Raw genomic sequence first — 21,990 nt, forward strand, 5'->3', positions numbered from 1 at the left:
CCGATCTGAGGAGACCACCTTGTCTGAAACTGCCGCTGCCGAAAAGGCCGATTTTTGGTTTGACCCCGCCTGCCCCTATGCCTGGGCCACGTCCAGGTGGATCGGCGAGGTGGAGAAGGTCCGCAATATCACCGTTGACTGGCATGTCATGAGCCTGGCGGTCCTCAACGAAGGCCGCGACGAACTGCCCGCCGACTACCGGGCGTTCCTGGCGACGGCCTGGGGCCCCGTCCGGGTCATCATCGCCGCCGCACAGCAGCACGGCAGCGAAGTCATCAAGCCGCTCTATGACGCCATGGGAACCCACATCCACCACAACGGCGACAAGGACATTGACAATGTCATCGCCAAGTCCCTCGCCGAGGTCGGGCTGCCGGCGGGGCTGGCCGCCGCCGCCACCTCCACCGAATACGACGACGCCCTGCGCGCCAGCCACGAGGAAGGCATCAGCCAGGTGGGACAGGAGGTGGGCACGCCCATCGTCGCATTCAACGGGACGGCGTTCTTTGGCCCGGTCATCACCCGCATTCCGCGCGGCGAAGAGGCCGGGAAGCTGTGGGATGCCACCACCACCCTGGCCGGCTTCCCGTACTTCTTCGAGATCAAGCGCACCCGCACGGAAAGCCCGCAGTTCGGGTAGTTTCCCGGGGCACGGGGCGGGGCGGCAGCAATTAAAATTGCTGCCGCCCCGCCCTTGTTTTTGCCAGCGGAGGGGCGCATACTTTTCTTACCCAATCCTTCGGGAGAGGGGATGGACGCCAGAAATTCAACGACAGAACCGAAAAGAAAATTGAGCACCACCTCACGGCGGAGGCTCGTTAATTGAAGGAACTGGAAGCCGGTGACGCGGCTAAAGGCGTTGAATGTCAACGGAGTCCAACAGACCGCCGAACGTCACACGGTGGCCGAAAGCCGAAGCCCCACCGACGGCAAAATGCCGATGGGGCTTCCCCTTTGCCCACCGTCCGCAACTGGGTCGCAGTTGTTGCGGAAAATACGCGATTTCCGGCCAATTTCCTGCAACAACTGCGACCCACCTGCCCCGGCGGCAGAGGGTGGGCCGGACCGGCGTTAACCCACTCTTCACCGGGACGTTCCCCGAGTTCCGGACACCGGCCATGTCTGCCCGACACGCTGGGGGCGTGAAGGTTGCCATAGTTGCTGAATCGTTCCTGCCGGACATGAACGGGGTCACCCATTCCCTGTTGAAAATCCTCCAACACCTTAAGCAGCGCGGCGACGAGGTCCTGGTCATTGCCCCGTCCACCACCGCCGACGCGCCACGCCGGGTGGAGGGCGCCACCGTATGGCGCCTGCCTGCCATGCCTGTGGCAGGCTACCGCAACGTGCGGGTGGCCGTGGGCGGGGTGGCCCGTGTCCGGGCGATGCTCGCCGCCTTCAACCCGGACATTGTCCACCTCGCGTCCCCGTTCGTACTGGGCTGGCGCGGGGTGCGCGCCGCCCAACAGCTGGGCCTGCCCACCGTGGCCGTGTACCAGACCGACGTCCCCGGCTATGCCGCAAAGTACGGCATGCCGTTTCTGGAGAACTGGGCGTGGGCACGGGTGGAGCGGATCCACATGGCCGCCACGCGGACGCTTGCCCCGTCCACGGATGCCATCAACCAGCTGCGCGGGCACGGGGTCCCGCGCGTCGAGCTGTGGCGCCGCGGCGTGGACACCGGCCGGTTCCACCCGTCCAAGCGAAGCGAGGCATTCCGGCGCCTCGTGGCGCCCCGGGGCGAAACGGTCATTGGCTATGTGGGCCGGCTCGCCCTGGAAAAGCAGGTGGCAGACCTTGCCGTCCTGGCCGGCATCCCCGGCACGCGACTGGTGGTGGTGGGTGACGGCCCCCAGCGCCAGGCACTCCAGGAGGCCCTGCCCCATGCCCACTTCACGGGCTTCCTGGCGGGGGAGAAGCTGGCCGCCGCCATGGCCTCACTGGACCTTTTTGTCCACCCGGGCGAGCTGGAAACGTTCTGCCAGACCATCCAGGAAGCCATGGCGTCCGGCGTGCCGGTGGTGGCCACGGGCCGCGGCGGCCCCCTTGACCTGGTGGACTCCTCGCGCACCGGCTGGCTCTACCAGCCCGGCGAGCTGGGCGAACTGCGCGGCTATGTGGAGGACCTGGTGGGCGACGGTGCCAAGCGTGCCGCGTTCGGATCGGCGGCCCGCGCCGCGGTCGAGGGCCGCACCTGGGCCGTGGTGTGCGGGCAGCTCATGGAGCTGTACAGCGAGACCATCGACCGGCACGCCCGCCAGGGCGCCGGACTGGGAGGAATCAAATGAAAGTTTCCGTCATTGGCTGCGGCTACCTGGGTGCTGTCCATGCCGCAGCCCTCGCCTCCCTGGGGCACCACGTCACGGGCCTGGACACCGACTCCGCCAAGGTCTCCCAGCTGGCGCGGGCTGGGGCACCCTTCCACGAACCAGGACTGGCCGCCCTGCTGCAGGACGGAAGCGCGTCCGGCAGGCTCACGTTCACCACCGACCCCGTCCGGCTCGCCGGAGCCCGCGTCCACTTCATCTGCGTCGGCACGCCCCAGGCGAAAACCGGCAACGGGGCAGACCTGGGACAGCTGCGTGGGGCCGTCGAAGCGCTCCGCCCGTGCCTGGCCCCGGGGGACCTCGTGGTGGGCAAGTCCACGGTCCCTGTCGGCACGTCCGCGGGCGTGGCAGCCCTTCTCGCCGGAACCGGTGCCATGCTGGCCTGGAATCCGGAGTTCCTGCGCCAGGGGACGGCCGTGACGGATTCCCTGATGCCGGACCGCATGGTCTACGGGCTGCCCGAAGGGGAAGACCGCCGGGCGGCCCGTGACATGCTCGACGCCGTTTACGCGCCCTTCCTGGAGCGCGGCACCCCGTGCGTTGCCACCGATTATGCAACGGCAGAACTTATCAAGGTGGCCGCCAACGCGTTCCTGGCCCTCAAGCTTTCCTATATCAACGCCGTCGGCGAGCTGTGCGGGCAGGTGGGGGCCGACGTCGTCGACCTGGCCGGGGCCCTGGGGCACGACGCCCGCATCGGCGCCGGCTACCTCCGGGCCGGCGTCGGGTTTGGCGGCGGCTGCCTGCCCAAGGACCTGCGCTCGTTCCGGGTACAGGCGCAGGAGCACGGCGTGGAATCGCTCGACGAACTGCTCTCCCTTGTGGACGGCATCAATGCCGACGCCCGCTACCGTGCCGCCGAGGCCGCGGTGGCCATGTGCGACGGGCAGGTGGCCGGGCGCCGGATCACCGTCCTGGGCGCGGCGTTCAAGCCCCACACCGACGACACCCGGGACTCGCCCGCCCTGGACATCGCCCTGCAGCTGGCCGCCCAGGGTGCCCAAGTCACCGTCAGCGACCCGCAGGCCGCAGGCCACGCCTGGCTGGCGCACCCGCAGCTGGAGTTCGAGCCGGAGGCGCTGGAGGCCCTGCGCGGCGCCGAGCTGACGATGCTGCTCACCGAGTGGGCGGAGTTCACCGCCCTGGACCCGGCGGAGGTGGCCGCCGTCGTGGACCGGCCTGCCATGGTCGATGGCCGCAACGCCTTGGACGCCGGTGCCTGGCGCGCCGCGGGCTGGGAATACCGCGGGATCGGGAAGGGGACCGGGCCGCACGTGGGGGCTGCCCGGACGGCCGTCTGAGACGTGGGGCAAGGGTGAGGTACGTTGCGTTGGGGGACTCGTTCACCGAGGGGGTGGGCGACCCCAACAAGCACCTGCCCAACGGCGTGCGCGGCTGGGCCGACCGCGTTGCCGAGGGACTGGCCCGGCACGAACCCGGTTGGGAGTACGCCAACCTGGCCATCCGCAGCAAGCGCCTGCGCCACATCCTGGCCGAACAGCTCGGACCCGCCGTCGCCATGGAGCCGAGCCTCGTCACGCTGTACGCGGGCGGCAACGACGTGATGGACATCGGCACGCGCGTCGCGGACATCCTGGCCCAGTATGAGGCGCTCGTCGCCGGACTGGCAGCCACGGGAGCGCAGCTGCTGCTGTTCACGGGCTACGACATCGAAGTTTCCGCAGTGCTTGCCCCGCTGCGGCGCAAGAACCACCTGTACAACGACGGCGTCCGGCGCATCGCCGGGCGCCACGGCGCCGTGGTGGTCGACTTTGCCACCTTCGAGGCCTACCGGAACCCCCACTTTTGGTGTCCGGACCGCCTGCACATGTCCAAGGCAGGCCACAAGTACATGGCCGGACAGGTCATGGACCTGCTCGGCGTGCCCCACGGCATTGGTCCCAAACACAAAAAGCAAGGTCCCGCCCCCACCTGGAGACAGTGGGGACGGGACCAGTACCGGTGGACCACAGAGTGGGTGCTGCCCATGTTCGCCCGCAAGCTGCGCGGGGTGACTCTCGGTGACACGCTCACACCGCGCTGGCCCGAGCCGGTGCGCGTGCCACGGCGGAAAGGCCTGCGGAAGCTGGCGCCGGGCCCACGCGCCCGAGGGGCCCCGGCCGAGGAACGAAACCGGGGAGGGCGTGGAGATTAGGCCTGGACGGGTTCCTCAGCCGGCGCCAGCACGACGTCGGACACCGTGAGTCCGCCGGTGTCCTCGGCCACCGTGAGGTCCAGGGCGTTCGCGGCGGCCTTGAGGTCGCCGAGCCCGGCGCGCAGCTGCGCGGCCTGGGCCGCATCCGCGGTGACGGTGGCCGAAAGCACCTGGGTGCGCTGCTTGACCTTGGCCTCGGACTTGGCCTTGCGGATGCCGCCCAGCGCGGCGCCGACGGTGGCCAGCATGGTGGTGTCGCCGTCGTTCACCTCCACTGCCGCGGGCCAGGACGCGCGGTGGACGGAGCCGGTGCGCCACCAGCTCCAGACCTCCTCCGTGGCGAACGGCAGGAACGGTGCGAACAGGCGCAGCAGTGAATCCAGCGTGGTGGCCAGTGCCGCCAGCACGGACGCCTGCTCGGCATCGCCGGCCGCACCATAGGCACGGTCCTTGATCAGCTCCACATAGTCATCCGTGAAGTGCCAGAAGAAGCTCTCGGTGATCTGCAGGGCCTTGGCGTAGTCATACTTTTCAAACGCCGAGGTTGACTGGCGAACGACGTCGGCCAGCTGGGCCAGCACGGCGCGGTCCAACGGGTTGGTGGCCACGTCCGTGGCGCCTGTGATGACGTCGGCATCCGTGGCGCCCAGGTTCAGCACGAACTTGGAGGCGTTGAGCAGCTTGATGGCCAGGCGGCGGCCGATCTTCATCTGCGCAATCTCATAGGCGGTGTCGGCACCAAGCTTGGCCGAGGCGGCCCAGTAGCGGACGGCGTCGGCACCGTAGGCGTCGAGCACGTCGTTGGGGACCACCACGTTGCCCTTGGACTTGGACATCTTCTTGCGGTCCGGGTCCAGGATCCAGCCCGAAATGGCGGCGTGCTTCCACGGCGCGCTCTCCTGGAGCGCATCGGCACGCACGGCCGAGGAGAACAGCCAGGTGCGGATGATGTCGTGGCCCTGCGGGCGCAGGTCGAACGGGTAGACCTTGGCGAACAGGTCCTCGTCCTGGCCCCAGCCGCCCACAATCTGCGGGGTCAGCGACGACGTGGCCCAGGTGTCCAGGACATCCGCGTCGCCAATGAAGCCGCCGGGCGCATTGCGCCGGTCCTCGGGGAAGCCGGGGGCCGCGTCCGCCGCCGGGTCCACCGGGAGCATGTCCGCCGTGGGCAGGATGGGGTGGTCGTAGTCCGGGTTCGCGTCCGCATCCAGCGGGTACCAGACCGGGACCGGCACGCCAAAGAAACGCTGGCGGGAAACGAGCCAGTCGCCGTTCAGCCCGGAAATCCAGTTGTCGTAGCGAGAGCGCATGAAGGCGGGGTGGAATTCGATCTCCTTGCCGCGGCTGATGAGGCGTTCGCGGCGGTCCTCATCGCGGCCGCCGTTGCGGATGTACCACTGGCGGGAGGTGACAACTTCCAGGGGTTTGTCCCCCTTTTCAAAGAAGTTCACGGGGTGCATGATCTTCTTCGGCTCGCCGTCGAGCAGCCCGATTTCGGCGAGCATCGCCACCACGCCTTCCTTGGCGCTGAAGACGGTCTTCCCGGCAATTTTGGTGTAGCTTTCGCGGCCCTCCTCCGTGGTGATCCATTCGGGGGTGTCGCCGAGGATCCGGCCGTCGCGGCCCACGATGGCCCGCGTGGGCAGCTGCAGTTCGCGCCACCAGGTGACGTCGGTCAGGTCGCCGAAGGTGCAGACCATGGCGATGCCGGAGCCCTTGTCCGCCTTGGCCAGCGGATGGGCGCGGACCTCAACCTCGACGCCGAACAGCGGCGAGGTGACCTTCTTGCCGAACAGCGGCTGGTAGCGTTCGTCGTCCGGGTTGGCAACGAGCGCCGCGCAGGCGGCCAGCAGTTCGGGGCGAGTGGTCTCGATGAAGACCTTCGTGCCGTCCTCGGCGAAGAAGGGGTAGCGGTAGTAGGCGCCGGCCACGTCGCGGTCCTCGAGCTCGGCCTGGGCCACGGCGGTGCGGAACGTGACGTCCCAAAGCGTGGGGGCCTCGGCCATGTAGGCATCGCCGGCGGCCAGGTTGTCCAGGAAGGCGCGTTGGGACACCGCGCGCGAGTGGTTGTCGATGGTGCGGTAGCTCAGGTTCCAATCGACGGAAAGGCCCAGGGTCTGGAACAGGTTTTCAAAGACCTTCTCATCCTCGACGGCCAGCTCTTCGCAGAGCTCGATGAAGTTCCGGCGCGAGACGACGTCGAAATCACGCTGGTTCTTGGCGGGGGACGCGGGAGGGCGGTAGCCGGCGTCGTACGGGGTCTTCGGATCGCAGCGGACGCCGAAGTAGTTTTGGACGCGGCGCTCGGTGGGCAGGCCGTTGTCGTCCCAGCCCATCGGGTAGAACACGTTCTTGCCGTTCATGCGCTGGAAGCGGGCCAGGACGTCGGTCTGGGTGTAGGAAAACATGTGCCCCACGTGCAGTGAACCGGAGGCGGTGGGCGGGGGGGTGTCGATGGAGTACACCTGCTCCCGCGTGGTCTCACGGTTGAACCGGTACGTTCCCTCCTCGAGCCAACGCCGGGTCAGCGCCGCTTCCAGCCCTTCCAGTGCGGGCTTGTCGGGAACGTTGCTTGCGGGGGTTGCGGGCGTGTCTGTGCCCGGAGTGTTTTCAGCCATGGGCCAATTCTTTCATGAGTTCGTGCCGGAACAGGATTTCCGCGTGCGAAGCTGCCGGTGGACGGGGACGCGGCGCCGCTTCGGAGCCGGCCACGTTCCCTATGCGCCGAACCCGCCGTGGGTTTGGCGCCAGTGGACAAGATGCGCCGAAGCGGGTGCGGGTCCGGCGCATAAGCGACGCAGGGGTGCCCGGAACCCGGCATCAGGGCCCCGGGGCTATGGTGCGGTCGGGGCTATGATGCGGTCATGGGCACAATGCGGACTTTGCGGGTGTATGAGGACCCTGAACCGGACGAGTTCCGGATCCTGGTGGACCGGTTGTGGCCGCGCGGGATCAAGAAGGACCGCGTGGACGTTTGGCTGAAGGAGGCCGGACCCAGCACCGGGGTCCGCAACGCCTTCAACCACCAGCCGGAGAACTTTGCCACCTTCGTTAAGGACTACCGGGCGGAACTGGCCACAAACCCGGCCGTGGACCAGATCCGGGCGCTCGCGCAGGAACACCCGAAGGTGGTGCTGCTCTTCAGTGCCAAGGACCACCACGAAAACCAGGCCACGGTGCTGCTGGACTTCCTCAACGGCGTGGACACAAAACTGGGCTGACCGCGCGATAGATTGGTGGCATGAGAGAAAACGCACCCATCAAACATGCAGTGGTCACCGGCGCCAGCACCGGCATCGGCGAGGCCACCGTCCGCGCCCTGCGTGCCGCCGGCTGGCAGGTGGTGGCCGTGGCCCGCCGCGCCGACCGGCTCGAGAAGCTCGCCGCGGAAACCGGCGCCCTGGCCTATGCCGCCGACGTCTCCAAGGACGACGACGTCGCCGCCCTGGTTGCGTTCGTCGACGAAAACGGCGGGCTGGACACGCTCATCAACGTTGCCGGCGGCGCCCGCGGAGCGGACAGCATAGGAGCGGCGCAGAACGAGGACTGGGAATGGATGTTCCAAGCCAACGTCATGGGCACCATGAAGATGGTCCGGGCGTTCCTGCCGGCCCTGCGCGAACACCGTGCCGGAACCGTGCTGAACCTGACCTCCACCGCCGGGCTCGCCGCCTACGAGGGCGGCGCCGGCTACAACGCGGCCAAGTTTGCCCAGCACGCCCTCACGAACGCGCTGCGGCTGGAAGAAGTGGAACACAACCTGCGGGTGATCGAGGTGGCGCCGGGCCTGGTCCACACCGAGGAGTTCGCGCTCAACCGCCTCGGCGACCAGGCCGCGGCGGACAAGGTGTACCAGGGCGTGTCCAAGCCCCTCACGGCGGACGACGTGGCGGAGGTGGTGGCGTACGCCGTCGGGCTTCCGCACCACATCAACCTGGACCAGATCGTCATCCGCCCCGTGGCCCAGGCCGCCAACCACAAGCTCGTCCGGCAGTAACAGCCCTGTTGGGCGCGGCGGCCCCTCCGGCCGCTGCGCACAACAGTGCCCGCTCCGGCCGCCGCGCACCACGGGACGGGAAAATGTCCCGTATCATGGACAACAAAGCTTCGACCCGGCCATCACCGGTGAGCTTCCGGAAGAACGCCCCGAACAGTGGCCGGTAGAACCGGACGGGTAAGCCCGTCACAGCAGTCAACAAGCGGCCGCATCCGGTGAAAACCTGGCGCGGCAAGCGAGGTGGTACCGCGGCGCAAGCCGTCCTTGCATCCTGAAATGAACGCCCACGACCAGGATGATGTGATGACCCACTTCCCGAAGGCAACAGCCGCCGCCGGCCTCCACGCCGACTCCAACCACGTCCCCGCCTCCGTGCGTTTCCCGGAAGTGGAGGAACTGGTGCTCAAGTACTGGGCCGAGGACGGCACCTTCCAGGCCAGCATTGACCAGCGGGAAGCCGGGCAGGACGGGTCAAACGAGTTCGTCTTCTATGACGGGCCGCCCTTTGCCAACGGCCTGCCCCACTACGGGCACCTGCTCACGGGCTACGTCAAGGACCTCGTGGCCCGCTACCAGACCCAGCGCGGCCGCCGCGTGGAGCGCCGCTTCGGCTGGGACACCCACGGGCTGCCCGCGGAGCTGGAAGCCATGAAGCAGCTGGGCATGACGGACAAGAAGCAGATCGAGGCCATGGGCATCGACAAGTTCAACGACGCCTGCCGCGAATCCGTCATGAAGTATGCCGGCGAATGGCAGGCGTACGTCACCCGCCAGGCCCGCTGGGTGGACTTTGACAACGATTACAAGACGCTGAACGTCGACTACATGGAATCCGTGCTCTGGGCGTTCAAGCAGCTCCACGAAAAGGGCCTGACCTACAACGGCTACCGCGTGCTGCCCTACTGCTGGAAGGACGAGACGCCGCTCTCCAACCACGAGCTGCGCATGGACGACGACGTCTACAAGGACCGCCAGGACCAGACCGTCACCGTCACCTTCCCGATCCTGCCCGGCAACTCGGCGATCTCCCGGGAGCTGGCCGGCGTTGCCGCGATCGCCTGGACCACGACGCCCTGGACCCTGCCCACCAACCAGGCCCTCGCCGTCGGGCCCGCGGTGACCTATGCCGTCGTGCCCGCCGGGCCGAACGGCGCCAGCGCCACCGCCGGGCGTTTCCTGCTGGCCGCCGACCTGGTGGGTTCCTACGCCAAGGACCTGGGGTACGACGACGCCGCTGCTGCGACGGCCGCCGTCACCGCCAGCTACGCGGGCGCCGACCTTGAGGGGCTGAAGTACGAGCCCCTGTGGAACTACTTTGCCGACGATGAAAAGTACGGCACGGCCAAGTCCTGGCAGTTCCTGGTGGCGGACTACGTCACCACCACCGACGGCACCGGCATTGTCCACCAGGCACCCGCCTACGGCGAGGAGGACCAGAAGGCCTGTGAGGCGAACGGCATCCCCGTGGTGCTCTCCGTGGACGAGGGCGCCAAGTTCCTGCCCCTGTTCGAGGGCGGGCCGCTGCACGACATCGCCGGCGTGCAGGTCTTTGATGCGAACAAGACCATCACCCGCGTGGTCCGCGATGCCGGGCGGCTGCTGCGCCAGGCCAGTTACGTGCACAGCTACCCGCACTGCTGGCGCTGCCGAACACCCCTGATCTACCGCGCCATCTCCTCCTGGTACGTGGAGGTGACGAAGTTCAAGGACCGCATGACCGAACTGAACCAGGAGATCAACTGGATCCCCGGCAACGTCAAGGACGGCCAGTTCGGCAAGTGGCTGGCCAACGCCCGCGACTGGTCCATCAGCCGCAACCGTTACTGGGGCAGCCCCATCCCGGTGTGGCAGTCCGACGACCCCGAGTACCCGCGCACCGACGTGTACGGCTCGCTGGCCGGCATGCAGGCCGACTTCGGCCGCCTGCCGCTGAACAAGGCGGGCGAGGTGGACCTGCACCGCCCGTTCATCGACGAGCTCACCCGGCCCAACCCTGACGACCCCCGCACCCCCGAACAGGGCCAGTCGACCATGCGCCGCGTCGAGGACGTGCTGGACGTCTGGTTCGACTCCGGCTCCATGCCCTACGGCCAGGTGCACTACCCGTTCGAGAACGAAGACTGGTTCAACACGCACAACCCGGCGGACTTCATCGTCGAGTACATCGGGCAGACGCGCGGCTGGTTCTACATGTTGCACGTCCTCTCCACCGCACTCTTTGACCGGCCCGCATTCCGCAACGTCATCAGCCACGGCATCGTGCTCGGCTCGGACGGACAGAAGATGTCCAAGTCGCTGCGCAACTACCCGGACGTCTCCGAGGTGCTGGACCGCGACGGCTCCGACGCGATGCGCTGGTTCCTGATGGCCAGCCCCATCCTGCGCGGCGGCAACTTGATCGTGACGGAGCAGGGCATCCGCGACGGCGTCCGCCAGGTCATCCTGCCGCTGTGGAACGTCTATAGCTTCTTCACCCTGTACGCCAACACGGCCAACGGCGGCAAGGGCCACGACGCGCAGCTGCGCTTTGACGGCTACCCCGACCCCATGGACCAGTACCTGTTGGCCAACACCGGCGACCTGGTGCACAGCATGGGCGCCAAACTCGACTCCTACGACGTCTCCGGCGCCTGCGACGAGCTGCGCAGCTACCTGGACATGCTCACCAACTGGTACGTACGCCGCAGCCGGAACCGCTTCTTCGACGAGAACACGGACGCATTCGACGCGCTGTACACCGCCCTGGAAACCGTCTGCCGCACCGCCGCCCCGCTGCTGCCGCTGGTGACCGAGGAGATCTGGCGCGGCCTCACGGGTGGACGCTCGGTGCACCTGACCGACTGGCCCAACGCCGACCTCTTCCTGCCCAACCCGGCCCTGGTGGAGCAGATGGACCGCGTCCAGCAGATCTGCTCCACCGGTTCCAGCCTGCGCAAGGCCGCCAAGCTGCGCGTGCGCCTGCCCCTGGCCGGCCTCACCGTGGTGGCCCCCAATGCGGCGGCCCTCGACGGCGGCGCCGGCACGGTGGCCGACGAACTGAACATCCGCGAGGTGCGCTTCGTGGACTCGGCCGACGCGTCCCCGGAAGAGTTTGGCATCTCCCAAAAGCTGGTGGTCAACGCCCGCGCTGCCGGCCCCCGCCTCGGCAAGGACGTCCAAAAGGCCATCAAGGGCGCCAAGTCCGGCGACTGGTCGGTCACGGACGGCACCGTCACCGCCGGCGGGCTGGTCCTGGAACCGTCCGAATACACGCTGGAGACAGTGGTCTCCGAGGCGCACGACGGCGGCTCCACCGCGGTTGCCATGCTGCCCGGCGGCGGATTCGTGGTGCTGGACACCGCCCTCACCCCCGAGCTGGAGGCCGAGGGCACCGCCCGGGACATGGTCCGCGCCATCCAGCAGGCCCGCAAGGACGCCGAACTAAACGTCAGCGACCGCATCCGCACCATCGTCCAGGCCCCGCAGGACGTCGTGGACGCCCTCCACGCCAATGCCGGCCTGGTGAAAAAGGAAACGCTCACCCTCGAACTGGAACTGGTTCCCGGCGACGTTGACACCACCATCACTGTTGAACGGACTGTTGCCCCATGAGCCACGAACACGACGAATTCTCCGTGGAGAGCGTTTACGCCGAGCTGCTGGGCCGCGCCCCGGAAAACAAGATGGAGCCGCGCCTGGCCCCGCTGTTCCGGGCCATGGACATCCTGGGGGAGCCGAACAAGGCGTTCCCGATCATCCACATCACCGGCACCAACGGCAAAACGTCCACGGCCCGCATGATCGAGTCGGGGCTGCTGGCCCACGGACTGCGCACCGGCCGGTACACCAGCCCGCACCTGACCCGGGTCACCGAGCGCATCAGCATCGACGGCGCCCCGGTTGCCGACGCCACGTTCGTGCGGATCTGGGACGAAATCCGCCCGTACCTGCAGATGGTCGACGGCGAGCTGGAGTCCGCCGGCGAGCAGCGCCTGACGTACTTTGAGTGCCTGACCATCCTGGCCTACGCCGTTTTTGCGGACGAGCCCGTGGACGTGGCCGTGCTGGAAGTGGGCCTGGGCGGCATCACCGACGCCACCAACGTCGGCGACGGCCAGGTTGCCGTCATCACCCCCATCTCCCTGGACCACATGGAACTGCTGGGGGACACCACCGGCGAAATTGCCGTGGAAAAGGCCGGAATCATCAAGGAAGGCGCCATCGTCATCAGCGCCGTCCAGCCCGTCGATGCGGCGCAGGTGATCCTGGACAAAGCCCGGGAAATGCACGCCACCTTCAAGTTTGAAGGCGTGGAGTTCGGCGTGGAGTCCCGCACCATCGCTGTGGGCGGGCAAATGGTCACCCTGCAGGGGCTGGCCGGCCGCTACCCGGACATCCTGCTGCCGCTGCACGGCGCGCACCAAGCCGGGAACGCCGCCGTCGCACTCGCCGCCCTGGAGGCGTTCCTCGGCGGGGGAGGGAAGGAACTGAACCTGGACCTGGTCCAGGAGGGCTTCGCCAACGCCACCTCGCCCGGCCGCCTGGAGGTGCTGCGCACCTCGCCCACCATCGTCGTGGACGCCGCGCACAACCCCGCCGGCATCGCCGTCAGCGCCGCAGCCCTGCAGGAGGCCTTCGCCTTCAGCAAGCTGGTGGTGGTGCTGGGCGTGCTGGCTGAAAAGGACGCCGAGGAGATCCTGCGGACCCTGAAGGAGTCCTACGGGGACGAGGCCGGGGAACTGTGCCTCACCCAGTCCAGTTCGCCCCGCGCCATCCCCGCCGCCGAACTGGCCGAAATGGCCGTGGACCTGGGCTGGAACGAGGAGGACGTGCACATTGCCGAGAATCTCGACGACGCCATCGAGTGGGCCGTGGAACGCGCCGAATCCAACAACGACCTGGCCGGCGGCGTGCTGGTCACCGGTTCCATCACCGTGGTGGGCGAGGCCCGCATCCTGCTGGGCCGCCCCGGCGAAAAGGAAGGTGCCTAAGGCATGGCAAGACTGACCAAGGCGCAGCGTGAATGGCGCCCCGGGATGCCCAAAAAGCTGCGCTCCACCAAGGCCATGTTTGCCTCCACCGTCCTGGTGCTGGAGGCGTTCGTGGCACTGTTCCTGGGCCTGGGCCTGTTCGGGGTGCATGGCAAGAACCCGGTCTACCTCCTGGTCGCGGGCGTGCTGGCCGTGCTGATGGTGGCCACCTGCGCGGTCATCGGCAGGAAGTGGGGGCCGGCCGACGGCTGGATCCTGCAGCTGCTGCTGATTGCCGGCGGTTTCTGGGAGACGTCCATGTTCGTGGTGGGCGTCCTGTTCGCCATCGCCTGGTGGTACGCCCTGCACATGGGCGGGCGCATCGACCGGGAGAACCGGGCACGGGCCCGCCAGCAGGCCGAATGGGAAGCCGCCCACCCCGAGGAAGGCTAGCCCTTTTTCGTTTCGGCAGCTGCGGGATGGCCCGTAGACTTGCCTGTGAAACCCCTCATTACCGAAAGTGGAACAACTGTGAGCATTGAGCGCACCCTCGTCCTGGTCAAGCCCGACGGCGTGGCCCGCAACCTCTCCGGTGCCGTCCTGGCCCGGATCGAAGCCAAGGGCTACACGCTGGCCGAACTGAAGAAGGTCACCGCCACCCGCGAACAGCTCGAGCAGCACTACGCAGAGCACGCCGGCAAGCCGTTCTACGAGCCCCTGGTCGAATTCATGCTGTCCGGCCCCGTCGTGGCCGCCATCTTTGAAGGCGAGCGGGTCATCGAAGGCTTCCGCGCCCTCGCCGGCACCACCGACCCGACCACGGCCGCACCCGGCACCATCCGCGGCGACTTCGGCCGCGACTGGGGCCTGAAGGTCCAGCAGAACCTGGTCCACGGCTCGGACTCGGTGGAGTCCGCCGAACGTGAGATCGGCATCTGGTTCGCCTAAAAGACCGGCCACACACGAAAGGGCACCTCCCGGCGGGAGGTGCCCTTTCGTCGTCGTACGCGCCTTTCCGGCAGGAAGGTTTTCGCCGGGGCGGTTCAGGCGTTCGACGGGATGATCACGTGCATGAACTTGAAGAAGATCGCCGCGATGATGCCCAGGTAGGCCAGGGCGGTGATGACCCAGGCCCAGTCGGCGGCAAACCTGGCTACGGCGGGAGCTGCGGGGATCACGCCATGCCTGAGGTTGCGGACGGTGACCCACACGAACACCGGGATCACCATGGCCCACACCACCATGCAGTAAGGGCACAGAAGGGCCAGCACATACACGGCCTGCGTGAAGAACCAGCAGACCAGCACCAGCCCGAGTGCGACGCCCACATTGAAGCAGATCCAATACCAGCGCGCGAGCCTGGCGCCGGCGAGCAGCACCATGCCCGTGGTGATGACCACCGCGAAGGCCACGATCCCGATGAACGGGTTGGGGAAGCCGAAGATGGCCGCCTGGGGCGTCTTCATGACGTCGCCGCAGGAGATCCAGGAGTTCACGTCGCAGTTCAGGACCGCGTGGGGATTGGCGTACAGCTTGAGGCGGTCCAGCACGAGGGCGGCGGAGGCCAGCCAGGCGACGGCCCCGGCAATGACCAGGAACCAGCCAAAGGGCCGGGCCCCCACGAGGGCGGCATCGGCTGGGCGCGCGGAAACACTGGGGCTCGGCATCTTGGCCTTTTCTCCTCGGGGCAGCATTGTTGTCCTGATTGTAGCGTGGCAAACTTGGCGCGCCGTGCCTGCCAAGGCCCTGCCGGCGGCTGCGTATGAGACAATAAGGGTGGCTGATCGGCGATCCACATGCGCCCTTTGGTCCAATGGCAGGCCCTCGGGATTGCCGGTGACGACGCTCCATTCCATGGCAGCCATCCACCGGGCAGCCCCACGCAGAGCAACTGCGGCAGCGGCACGCCATTGGCTTCCTGCGAGCTTGCGCACCCGTATAAAGGTGGTGCCGCCCGCGAAGCAATTAGACGACTTCCGCCGGCGCCCGCGGGTGCCGGCACATCAGCCGTTCGCGGCACCCGATGTGGGGGTGTGGCAGCGGCGCGAAAGTAACGCCACAAATGGATAATGAACAGCCCGCAACAGAATCAAGCACAGCAGCTGCAGGCAGTGCTGCAGCCGGCAACGCCGCAGTGGGCGGTCCCGCCGACGGTGCGGCACCGGCCAAGGCGCGCCGCCCGCGCCGCGCCACGGCAACGGTGACCGACACCTCGGCCGTTTCCCGGGGTGCCGCCCGTGCCGGTGCCGACGCCGGAACTGCGGCCGACGTGCCTGCCTCCGAGGGCGGAAATGCCGCCCCGGCCAAGAAGGCGCCGGTGCGCCGCAGCCGGGCCAAGAAGGCCGTGGCCGAAACGCCGGACCTGCTCGACGGCCTGGCCACCGCCGACCAGGCTCCCACCGCCCCAACCTCCACCGCACCGGCTGCTGACGCCGGCACTGCCGGTGCCGGGGCTGCCGCCCCCGAGGCTGCTGCCGCGGCGCCTGCCGAAGCGAGGAAGGCCCCCGCCAAGCGGGCCACCCGCCGCCGGGCCACCTCACCGGTCACCGCCCCGGCTGCCACGGCCGTCCAGGGCGAACTGTCCCTGGGCCAGACAGGCGACGGCGTGGCGGCTGCTGCTGCCCCCGCCGAAGCGCCGGCAGCGGTGGAAGCACCTGCCAAGAAGGCCCCCGCGCGCCGCAGCCGCGCCAAGGCGTCCGCCCCCGCCGTAGCAGCGCCCGCCGAAACGACCGCTGCCGTTGAGGCCGCCGAAGCGCCCGCCGCCGAAGCAGCCACGACGGAAGAGGCGCCAGCCAGGGCCACCCGCAGCCGCCGCAAGCCGGCTGCCGCGAAATCCACCGTGAAGCCCGTGCAGGAACCCGCCGCGGGCGACACCGCAGATGCCGACACCGGGGAACCGACGGCAGCCGCCGACGCCACCCAGGCGGGCGCAGGCACGTCCGCTGAAGCAAGCGGCACCGCAGCCGACGCTGCCGGGACCGCCGCGGACGCCGGGCAGGCCACGGCTCCCGCGTCCTCCGCCACTGATGCCGCCCCGGCCGTGGATTCCCTGTTCATGGCCCCGGGAGCCGGAATTTCCGGCCTGTTCCTGGCCCCCGACCTCAGCCTGGCCGTCCCCGCGCCCACCACCGCGGCTGTCGGGGAAGACCACGACGCCGAGGACGAAGACTCCGCCGACCACCGCCGCGGCCGCGGGCGCAACCGCAACCGCCGCAACAAGTCCTCCGACCACGGCGGACCCGCCGACGTCGAACAGGACAACGACGCGGACGGCGGCACCGGCCATGCCGCAGAGGCCGCCGAGGACTCCGACGGCGTCACGTCCCGCCGCCGGCGGCGCCGCCGCCGCGGGGACGCGGACCTGGAACTGACCGGCGGCACCGACGAGGACCCGCCCAACACCGTCACCAAGGTGCGGGCACCGCGCCCCGCCGTCGAATCCTCCCAGAGTGCCTCCAACCGGGTGACGAGCCTGCGCGGTTCAACGCGCCTGGAAGCGAAGAAGCAGCGCCGCCGCGACTCCCGCGACTCAGGCCGCCGCCGCACCGTGATCACGGAAGCGGAGTTTCTGGCGCGCCGCGAATCCGTGGACCGTGTCATGGTGGTTCGCCAAAACGATGACCGGATCCAGATCGGCGTCCTGGAGGACGGTATCCTCGCCGAGCACTTCGTGTCCAAGACGCAGCAGGATTCACTCATCGGCAACGTTTACCTGGGCAGGGTCCAGAATGTGCTCCCGAGCATGGAAGCCGCCTTCGTGGACATCGGCCGCGGCCGCAATGCCGTCCTGTACGCGGGCGAGGTGGACTGGGATGCCGCCAAGCTCAACGGCCAGCCGCGCCGCATCGAGAACGCGCTGAAGTCCGGGGACTCCGTCCTGGTCCAGGTTTCCAAGGACCCGGTCGGTCACAAGGGTGCGCGCCTGACCAGCCAGGTCTCCCTCCCGGGCCGCTACCTGGTGTACGTGCCGGGCGGGTCCATGACCGGCATTTCCCGCAAGCTGCCCGACGTCGAACGCAACCGGCTCAAGCGCGTCCTGAAGGACCACCTGCCCGAAAATGCGGGCGTCATTGTGCGCACCGCGGCAGAGGGTGCCAGCGAGGAAGAGCTCACCAACGACATCAACCGGCTGCGCGCCCAGTGGGAGGGCATCAGCACCCGTGCCGCATCGTCCAAGACGCTCGCCCCCGAAATGCTCTACGCCGAGCCGGACCTCACCATCAAGGTGGTCCGCGACGTCTTCAACGAGGACTTCACGAAGTTGATCGTCTCCGGTGAGGAAGCCTGGGACACCATTGAGGCGTATGTGACGTACGTGGCCCCCGACCTGCTGGACCGCCTGGAAAAATGGACCAAGTCCGAGGACATCTTCGGTGCCCACCGCATCGACGAGCAAATCTCCAAGGCCCTTGAGCGCAAGGTGTTCCTGCCCTCCGGCGGCTCGCTGGTCATTGACCGCACCGAGGCCATGACCGTGGTGGACGTCAACACCGGAAAGTTCACCGGCTCCGGCGGCAACCTCGAGGAAACCGTCACCAAGAACAACCTTGAGGCGGCCGAGGAAGTGGTGCGCCAGCTGCGCCTGCGTGACATCGGCGGCATCATCGTCATCGACTTCATCGACATGGTGCTCGAATCCAACCGGGACCTGGTGCTCCGCCGCCTGGTCGAGTGCCTGGGACGCGACCGGACCAAGCACCAGGTGGCCGAGGTCACCAGCCTGGGACTGGTGCAGATGACGCGCAAGCGCATGGGCACCGGGCTGCTGGAAGTGTTCGGGGAGCTGTGCGAGGCCTGCGCCGGACGGGGCATGGTCACCCACGAGATCCCCGTGGAGCACCGCCGCGTCCACACGGTGGCTGCCGAGCAGCACCACCCGCAGCCGGGCCGGAGCGAGCACCGCGACGTCGAACGCACTGCCAACCGCTCCACGCGCAGCGAACGCAAGCGCAACCGCAACCGTTCCCAGCAGCACGAGGGTGACGGGCAGGAGGCGCACGAGCACCTTGAGGCCGCCGTCGTGGACCCGGCAGCCGAGGCCGAGCGGCAGCAAAAGGCCACCCAGGCACGTGCCGCGCTGGCCAGCATTGCCGCTGCGGCGGCCGCCGCGCACCACGAGCCCGCGCAGGACGGCCATGCCGGGAACGGCAACGGCGCGCCCGCCCGCACCGAGCCGGGCCGTGCGGACGACGACGTCGCCGCCGTCGAGGTCGAAACGCTGCCCACCAGCCTGGCGGAGACCGCGACGGTGACGCTCGGCGGTGAGGCCGTGGCGCTGCCCCGCGGCCACCACCCCGCCGGCGACGACCACCGTGCCGAGCAGGCGGCGGCGCTGGCCGGCCTGGCCCAGGCACTGGACCAGCTCGCCGGCCCGAAGGCCACGGATGGCGTTGCAGCGGCGCCCGCGGCCGCTCCCACCGCCGCAGGGCCGGGCACCGGCCGGGCCGCCGGCGACGCCGCGTCCGAGGGCCGGGACGGATCCCCGGAACGCTCGCGCTCCCGCCGTCCGCGCCGCAACCGCAGCGCCCGCAGCGCACAGGGCGGTGCGGACATGAGCGTTGAGACCTCGGCCGTCCCGGCCGGGCAGGGCGGCACGCCTCACACGAGCGGCCCGGCCCAGCCGGCCGCGCACACCGGGTCGGAGCGGACGGGTTCGGCGCAGGCTGAGACGGCGCAGGCCGGACCGGCGGCAGCGAAGGAAGCGGCCCCGATCATCATGCTCGGCGTCGGCGTGCCCGCTTCCGAGCTGTAGCGTCCCCGCCCAACTGGGTGTCAATAGTTACGGTTTTGTCAACCTTTTCCGGTTGCGATGCGGTAACTACTGGCACCCAGTTTTCGCTTAAGCGGAAGCAGGGGCGCTAATGTGGTGAGCGACACGGGGTGCCAGGCCACGAGGGCCGGCTGAGAACAAACCCGTTGAACCTGACCGGCCAGCACCGGCGAAGGGATGTCCGCTTGACCCACAACACCACGCCCCGGACCACCACGAACCCGCAGCCCGCCCCGAACCAGCCGGCCGCCGGTCCCGCACCGCGGCCGCCGCACGTGCTCAGCATCGCCGGCTCCGACCCCTCGGGCGGCGCCGGCATCCAGGCGGACATCAAGTCCATCTCGGCCCACGGCGGCTACGCCATGGCTGCCATTACGGCCCTGACGGCCCAGAACACGCAGGGTGTCCAGGGCGTCCACGTCCCGGCTGCGGATTTTCTCCGGCAGCAGCTGGACAGCCTCTCCGCGGACATCACCATTGACGCGGTCAAGATCGGCATGCTGGCCAACGCCGAGGTGATGGACACGGTGGGGGAGTGGCTGGCGGAAACCCGGCCGCCCGTCGTCGTGCTTGACCCGGTGATGGTGGCGACCAGCGGGGATGCGCTGGTGGACGGGGACGCGCGCAAGTCCCTGCTCCGGTTGTTGCACCAGGCCCACCTGGCCACGCCCAACCTGGCCGAACTGGCAGTCCTGTGCGGGGAGCCCGAGGCTGCCAGCTGGGACGCGGCGCTGCAGCAGGGCAAGGCCCTGGCCGCGGTCCACGGGACAGCCGTGCTGGTCAAGGGCGGTCACCTGGAGGGTGACCAGTGCCCCGATGCGCTGGTGGGACCGGACGGCTCGGTGGAAATCTTTGCCGGCCCGCGCGTGGACACCGACAACACGCATGGCACCGGCTGCTCGCTGTCCGCGGCGCTGGCCACCCTGCAGGTGCAGACCGGCAGCTGGGCCGAAAGCATGCGCCGCGCCAAGGACTGGCTGACCGGCTGCCTGCAGGCGTCCGGGGTCCTCGACATCGGGCACGGGCACGGACCGCTCAACCACTTCCACGAACTGTGGGCCCTGCAGGCTCCGGCCGCCGGCGAATTCACCCGGTCGCTGTGGGCGCAGATCGCACCGGAGCGCGAGGCCATCTTTGCGTTGGACTTCATCCGCGAGCTGGCCTCGGGCGGGCTCGACGAGCGGCACTTTGCCTATTACCTGGCCCAGGACGCGCAGTACCTCAACGCCTACTCGCGCGTGCTGTCCCGCGCCAGCGCCCTCGCCCCCACTGAGGACGAGCAGCGTTTTTGGGCCGCCGGCGCGCAGAACTGCCTGGTCGTGGAACTGGCGCTGCACCGGGAATGGCTCAGCCGCCACCCCGTGGAGGTGGCCCGGGGCCCCGTAACCAAGCACTATGTGGACCACCTGTCGGCCGTGGCGTTCTCGGGCAGCTACGCCGAGCTGGCCGCCGCCGTGCTGCCCTGCTACTGGCTGTATGCGGAAGTGGGCCGCGTGCTCCACGCCGGCTACCTGCGGGACCGCACGCTGGCGGACGACGCCGGCACGGGCGCAGGTGCCCACCCCTACGGTGAGTGGCTGGAGACCTACGCGGATGAGGCCTTCGCGGAGGCCACGGCGCGGGCCGTCGCCATCGTCGACGCGGCCGCCGTGCGCGGATCTGCCCTGGAGCGGGAGCGCATGCGCGAGGCCTTCGTGCATTCGGCACGGTACGAGGTTGACTTTTTTGACGCACCCCGCCGCCATGCCTGAACGGGCCCGCCGCCAGGCGTGCGGCAGGGGCCCCGCCGAGGTGGGCGTGATGAACGCCACGGGGCCGCCGCGGATTAAAGCGGCGCGCCACGCCCGCCAAGACGCCGTTCCACGCCGCCCGTCCGCTAAGGTGGTGGTGCACGGTTCCGTTGAACGGACGGGGCGGACGGGCAGCAGCCCGGCTGCCTGCGCGCCGGTATGCGGAACCAGTCTCATTTGCGGCCGGGCCAGGAATTAGCGTATTCTTGTTCTTCGGTGCTTACGCCAACACTTAGGGCAACCACTCCATGGTCGAACTCCATTGAGGTCCACGGCGTTGAGGCACATTAATTCTTTGTAATAAACGTCGAGAGAAGTGAGTTCCCCAGTGGTGTACGCGATTGTCCGCGCAGGCGGCCGTCAAGAAAAGGTTTCCGTCGGAGACTACGTGACCATGAACCGCGTCCCCGGTGGAGTCGGCAGCACGCTTGAGCTGCCCGCTTTGCTTCTGGTTGATGGTGAGAAGCTCACCACCGCCGCAAAGGACCTGGCAAATGTGAAGGTTACGGCTGAGAAGCTGGAGGATCTTCGCGGACCGAAGATCGTCATCCAGAAGTACAAGAACAAGACCGGCTACAAGAAGCGCCAGGGCCACCGTCAGGAACTGTCCAAGGTCAAGATCACCTCGATCGCGTAATTACCCTACGCAAGCGAAACAGATCCTCTTCAGCAGTCTTTTAGTCAAAAGGTAGGCATTTCAAATGGCACATAAAAAGGGCGCGAGCTCCACTCGCAACGGTCGTGATTCCAACGCTCAGTTCCTCGGCGTGAAGCGCTTCGGCGGCCAGGTCGTCAAGGCCGGCGAGATCATCGTCCGCCAGCGCGGCACCCACTTCCACCCCGGCGCGGGCGTGGGCATCGGCAAGGACGACACCCTGTTCGCCCTGGACGCCGGCGCAGTCGAGTTCGGCCAGCGCCGCGGCCGCCGCGTCGTGAACATCGTCGCAGCCACGGCCTAACACCAAGGCATTTACCAGTGGAGCGGGCCTGCAGGCCCGCTCC

16 protein-coding genes and 1 riboswitch are annotated in these 21,990 nt (G+C 68.5%); of the genes, 14 read left to right on the forward strand and 2 right to left on the reverse strand.

The genetic code is table 11. The annotated features are described in order from the left end of the window. Positions 1 to 19 precede the first annotated feature (19 nt). The 4 genes from G6035_RS07235 (at position 20) to G6035_RS07250 (ending at position 4,482) form a co-directional block, all read left to right on the forward strand. Positions 20 to 640: a DsbA family protein gene (locus G6035_RS07235; protein ID WP_176616406.1), complete on the forward strand. Its 621-nt coding sequence runs from the start codon at positions 20 to 22 to the stop codon at positions 638 to 640. Positions 641 to 1,142: 502 nt separating this feature from the next. Continuing rightward, positions 1,143 to 2,288 (forward strand): glycosyltransferase family 4 protein, encoded by a 1,146-nt coding sequence (locus G6035_RS07240; RefSeq protein ID WP_371130901.1) that lies wholly within the window; start codon positions 1,143 to 1,145, stop codon positions 2,286 to 2,288. Further along, on the forward strand, positions 2,285 to 3,628 hold the full coding sequence (locus tag G6035_RS07245; protein WP_176616407.1) for a UDP-glucose/GDP-mannose dehydrogenase family protein: 1,344 nt from the start codon (positions 2,285 to 2,287) through the stop codon (positions 3,626 to 3,628). Before G6035_RS07240 ends, G6035_RS07245 begins: the two co-directional genes overlap by 4 nt. Positions 3,629 to 3,642: 14 nt before the next feature. Further along, positions 3,643 to 4,482: an SGNH/GDSL hydrolase family protein gene (locus G6035_RS07250; protein WP_371130902.1), complete on the forward strand. Its 840-nt coding sequence runs from the start codon at positions 3,643 to 3,645 to the stop codon at positions 4,480 to 4,482. On the opposite strand, the gene valS is transcribed toward G6035_RS07250, so the two are convergent. Further along, positions 4,479 to 7,100: a valine--tRNA ligase gene (valS, locus tag G6035_RS07255; RefSeq protein WP_176616408.1), complete on the reverse strand. Its 2,622-nt coding sequence runs from the start codon at positions 7,098 to 7,100 to the stop codon at positions 4,479 to 4,481. The two genes, G6035_RS07250 and valS, sit on opposite strands and share 4 nt — an antisense overlap. 246 nt (positions 7,101 to 7,346) lie before the next feature. On the opposite strand from valS, the gene G6035_RS07260 reads away from it, so the two are divergent. The 6 genes from G6035_RS07260 to ndk all read left to right on the forward strand — a co-directional run bounded on the left by G6035_RS07260 (position 7,347) and on the right by ndk (position 14,376). Beyond that, on the forward strand, positions 7,347 to 7,703 hold the full coding sequence (locus G6035_RS07260) for a DUF488 domain-containing protein (protein ID WP_176616409.1): 357 nt from the start codon (positions 7,347 to 7,349) through the stop codon (positions 7,701 to 7,703). A 20-nt stretch (positions 7,704 to 7,723) separates the two neighbouring features. Continuing rightward, the gene (locus G6035_RS07265; protein ID WP_176616410.1) at positions 7,724 to 8,479 is read left to right on the forward strand and encodes an SDR family oxidoreductase; all 756 of its coding nucleotides are present in this window, start codon (positions 7,724 to 7,726) and stop codon (positions 8,477 to 8,479) included. Between the two features lie 303 nt (positions 8,480 to 8,782). Further along, complete coding sequence (gene ileS, locus G6035_RS07270) at positions 8,783 to 12,070, forward strand: isoleucine--tRNA ligase (protein WP_176616426.1); 3,288 nt, start codon at positions 8,783 to 8,785, stop codon at positions 12,068 to 12,070. After that, entirely contained in the window at positions 12,067 to 13,449 is a 1,383-nt protein-coding gene (locus G6035_RS07275; RefSeq protein ID WP_176616411.1) for a folylpolyglutamate synthase/dihydrofolate synthase family protein, read from the forward strand. The genes ileS and G6035_RS07275 overlap by 4 nt, the downstream gene beginning before the upstream one ends. A gap of 3 nt (positions 13,450 to 13,452) precedes the next feature. Continuing rightward, positions 13,453 to 13,881 carry a DUF4233 domain-containing protein gene (locus G6035_RS07280; RefSeq protein WP_176616412.1) on the forward strand — a complete coding sequence of 143 codons (429 nt, stop codon included), beginning with the start codon at positions 13,453 to 13,455 and terminating at the stop codon, positions 13,879 to 13,881. 78 nt (positions 13,882 to 13,959) lie between these two features. Further along, positions 13,960 to 14,376 (forward strand): nucleoside-diphosphate kinase, encoded by a 417-nt coding sequence (ndk, locus tag G6035_RS07285; protein WP_176616413.1) that lies wholly within the window; start codon positions 13,960 to 13,962, stop codon positions 14,374 to 14,376. Between the two features lie 95 nt (positions 14,377 to 14,471). Here the strand turns inward: ndk and G6035_RS07290 are convergent, their stop codons facing one another. After that, positions 14,472 to 15,095 carry a vitamin K epoxide reductase family protein gene (locus G6035_RS07290; RefSeq protein ID WP_176616414.1) on the reverse strand — a complete coding sequence of 208 codons (624 nt, stop codon included), beginning with the start codon at positions 15,093 to 15,095 and terminating at the stop codon, positions 14,472 to 14,474. Positions 15,096 to 15,490: 395 nt separating this feature from the next. On the opposite strand from G6035_RS07290, the gene G6035_RS07295 reads away from it, so the two are divergent. The 4 genes from G6035_RS07295 to rpmA all read left to right on the forward strand — a co-directional run bounded on the left by G6035_RS07295 (position 15,491) and on the right by rpmA (position 21,947). Further along, positions 15,491 to 19,180 carry an Rne/Rng family ribonuclease gene (locus G6035_RS07295; protein WP_176616415.1) on the forward strand — a complete coding sequence of 1,230 codons (3,690 nt, stop codon included), beginning with the start codon at positions 15,491 to 15,493 and terminating at the stop codon, positions 19,178 to 19,180. A gap of 114 nt (positions 19,181 to 19,294) precedes the next feature. Further along, positions 19,295 to 19,393: riboswitch (TPP riboswitch) on the forward strand. Continuing rightward, positions 19,384 to 20,949 (forward strand): bifunctional hydroxymethylpyrimidine kinase/phosphomethylpyrimidine kinase, encoded by a 1,566-nt coding sequence (locus G6035_RS07300; protein WP_176616416.1) that lies wholly within the window; start codon positions 19,384 to 19,386, stop codon positions 20,947 to 20,949. It overlaps the preceding riboswitch by 10 nt. Before the next feature lie 367 nt (positions 20,950 to 21,316). Next, the gene (rplU, locus tag G6035_RS07305) at positions 21,317 to 21,625 is read left to right on the forward strand and encodes a 50S ribosomal protein L21 (protein ID WP_176616427.1); all 309 of its coding nucleotides are present in this window, start codon (positions 21,317 to 21,319) and stop codon (positions 21,623 to 21,625) included. Positions 21,626 to 21,689: 64 nt separating this feature from the next. Next, positions 21,690 to 21,947 carry a 50S ribosomal protein L27 gene (gene rpmA, locus G6035_RS07310; RefSeq protein WP_176616417.1) on the forward strand — a complete coding sequence of 86 codons (258 nt, stop codon included), beginning with the start codon at positions 21,690 to 21,692 and terminating at the stop codon, positions 21,945 to 21,947. Positions 21,948 to 21,990 lie beyond the last annotated feature (43 nt).

The organism is Arthrobacter sp. SDTb3-6 (genome assembly GCF_013376095.1).
Lineage (GTDB): Bacteria > Actinomycetota > Actinomycetes > Actinomycetales > Micrococcaceae > Specibacter.

Coding starts and splice junctions, on each gene's coding strand:
- ileS (WP_176616426.1), top strand. CDS start 8,783: ATGACCCACTTCCCGAAGGCAACAGCCGCCGCCGGCCTCCACGCCGAC.
- G6035_RS07260 (WP_176616409.1), top strand. CDS start 7,347: ATGGGCACAATGCGGACTTTGCGGGTGTATGAGGACCCTGAACCGGAC.
- G6035_RS07275 (WP_176616411.1), top strand. CDS start 12,067: ATGAGCCACGAACACGACGAATTCTCCGTGGAGAGCGTTTACGCCGAG.
- valS (WP_176616408.1), bottom strand. CDS start 7,100: ATGGCTGAAAACACTCCGGGCACAGACACGCCCGCAACCCCCGCAAGC.
- G6035_RS07290 (WP_176616414.1), bottom strand. CDS start 15,095: ATGCCGAGCCCCAGTGTTTCCGCGCGCCCAGCCGATGCCGCCCTCGTG.
- rpmA (WP_176616417.1), top strand. CDS start 21,690: ATGGCACATAAAAAGGGCGCGAGCTCCACTCGCAACGGTCGTGATTCC.
- G6035_RS07245 (WP_176616407.1), top strand. CDS start 2,285: ATGAAAGTTTCCGTCATTGGCTGCGGCTACCTGGGTGCTGTCCATGCC.
- G6035_RS07295 (WP_176616415.1), top strand. CDS start 15,491: ATGGATAATGAACAGCCCGCAACAGAATCAAGCACAGCAGCTGCAGGC.
- G6035_RS07265 (WP_176616410.1), top strand. CDS start 7,724: ATGAGAGAAAACGCACCCATCAAACATGCAGTGGTCACCGGCGCCAGC.
- G6035_RS07280 (WP_176616412.1), top strand. CDS start 13,453: ATGGCAAGACTGACCAAGGCGCAGCGTGAATGGCGCCCCGGGATGCCC.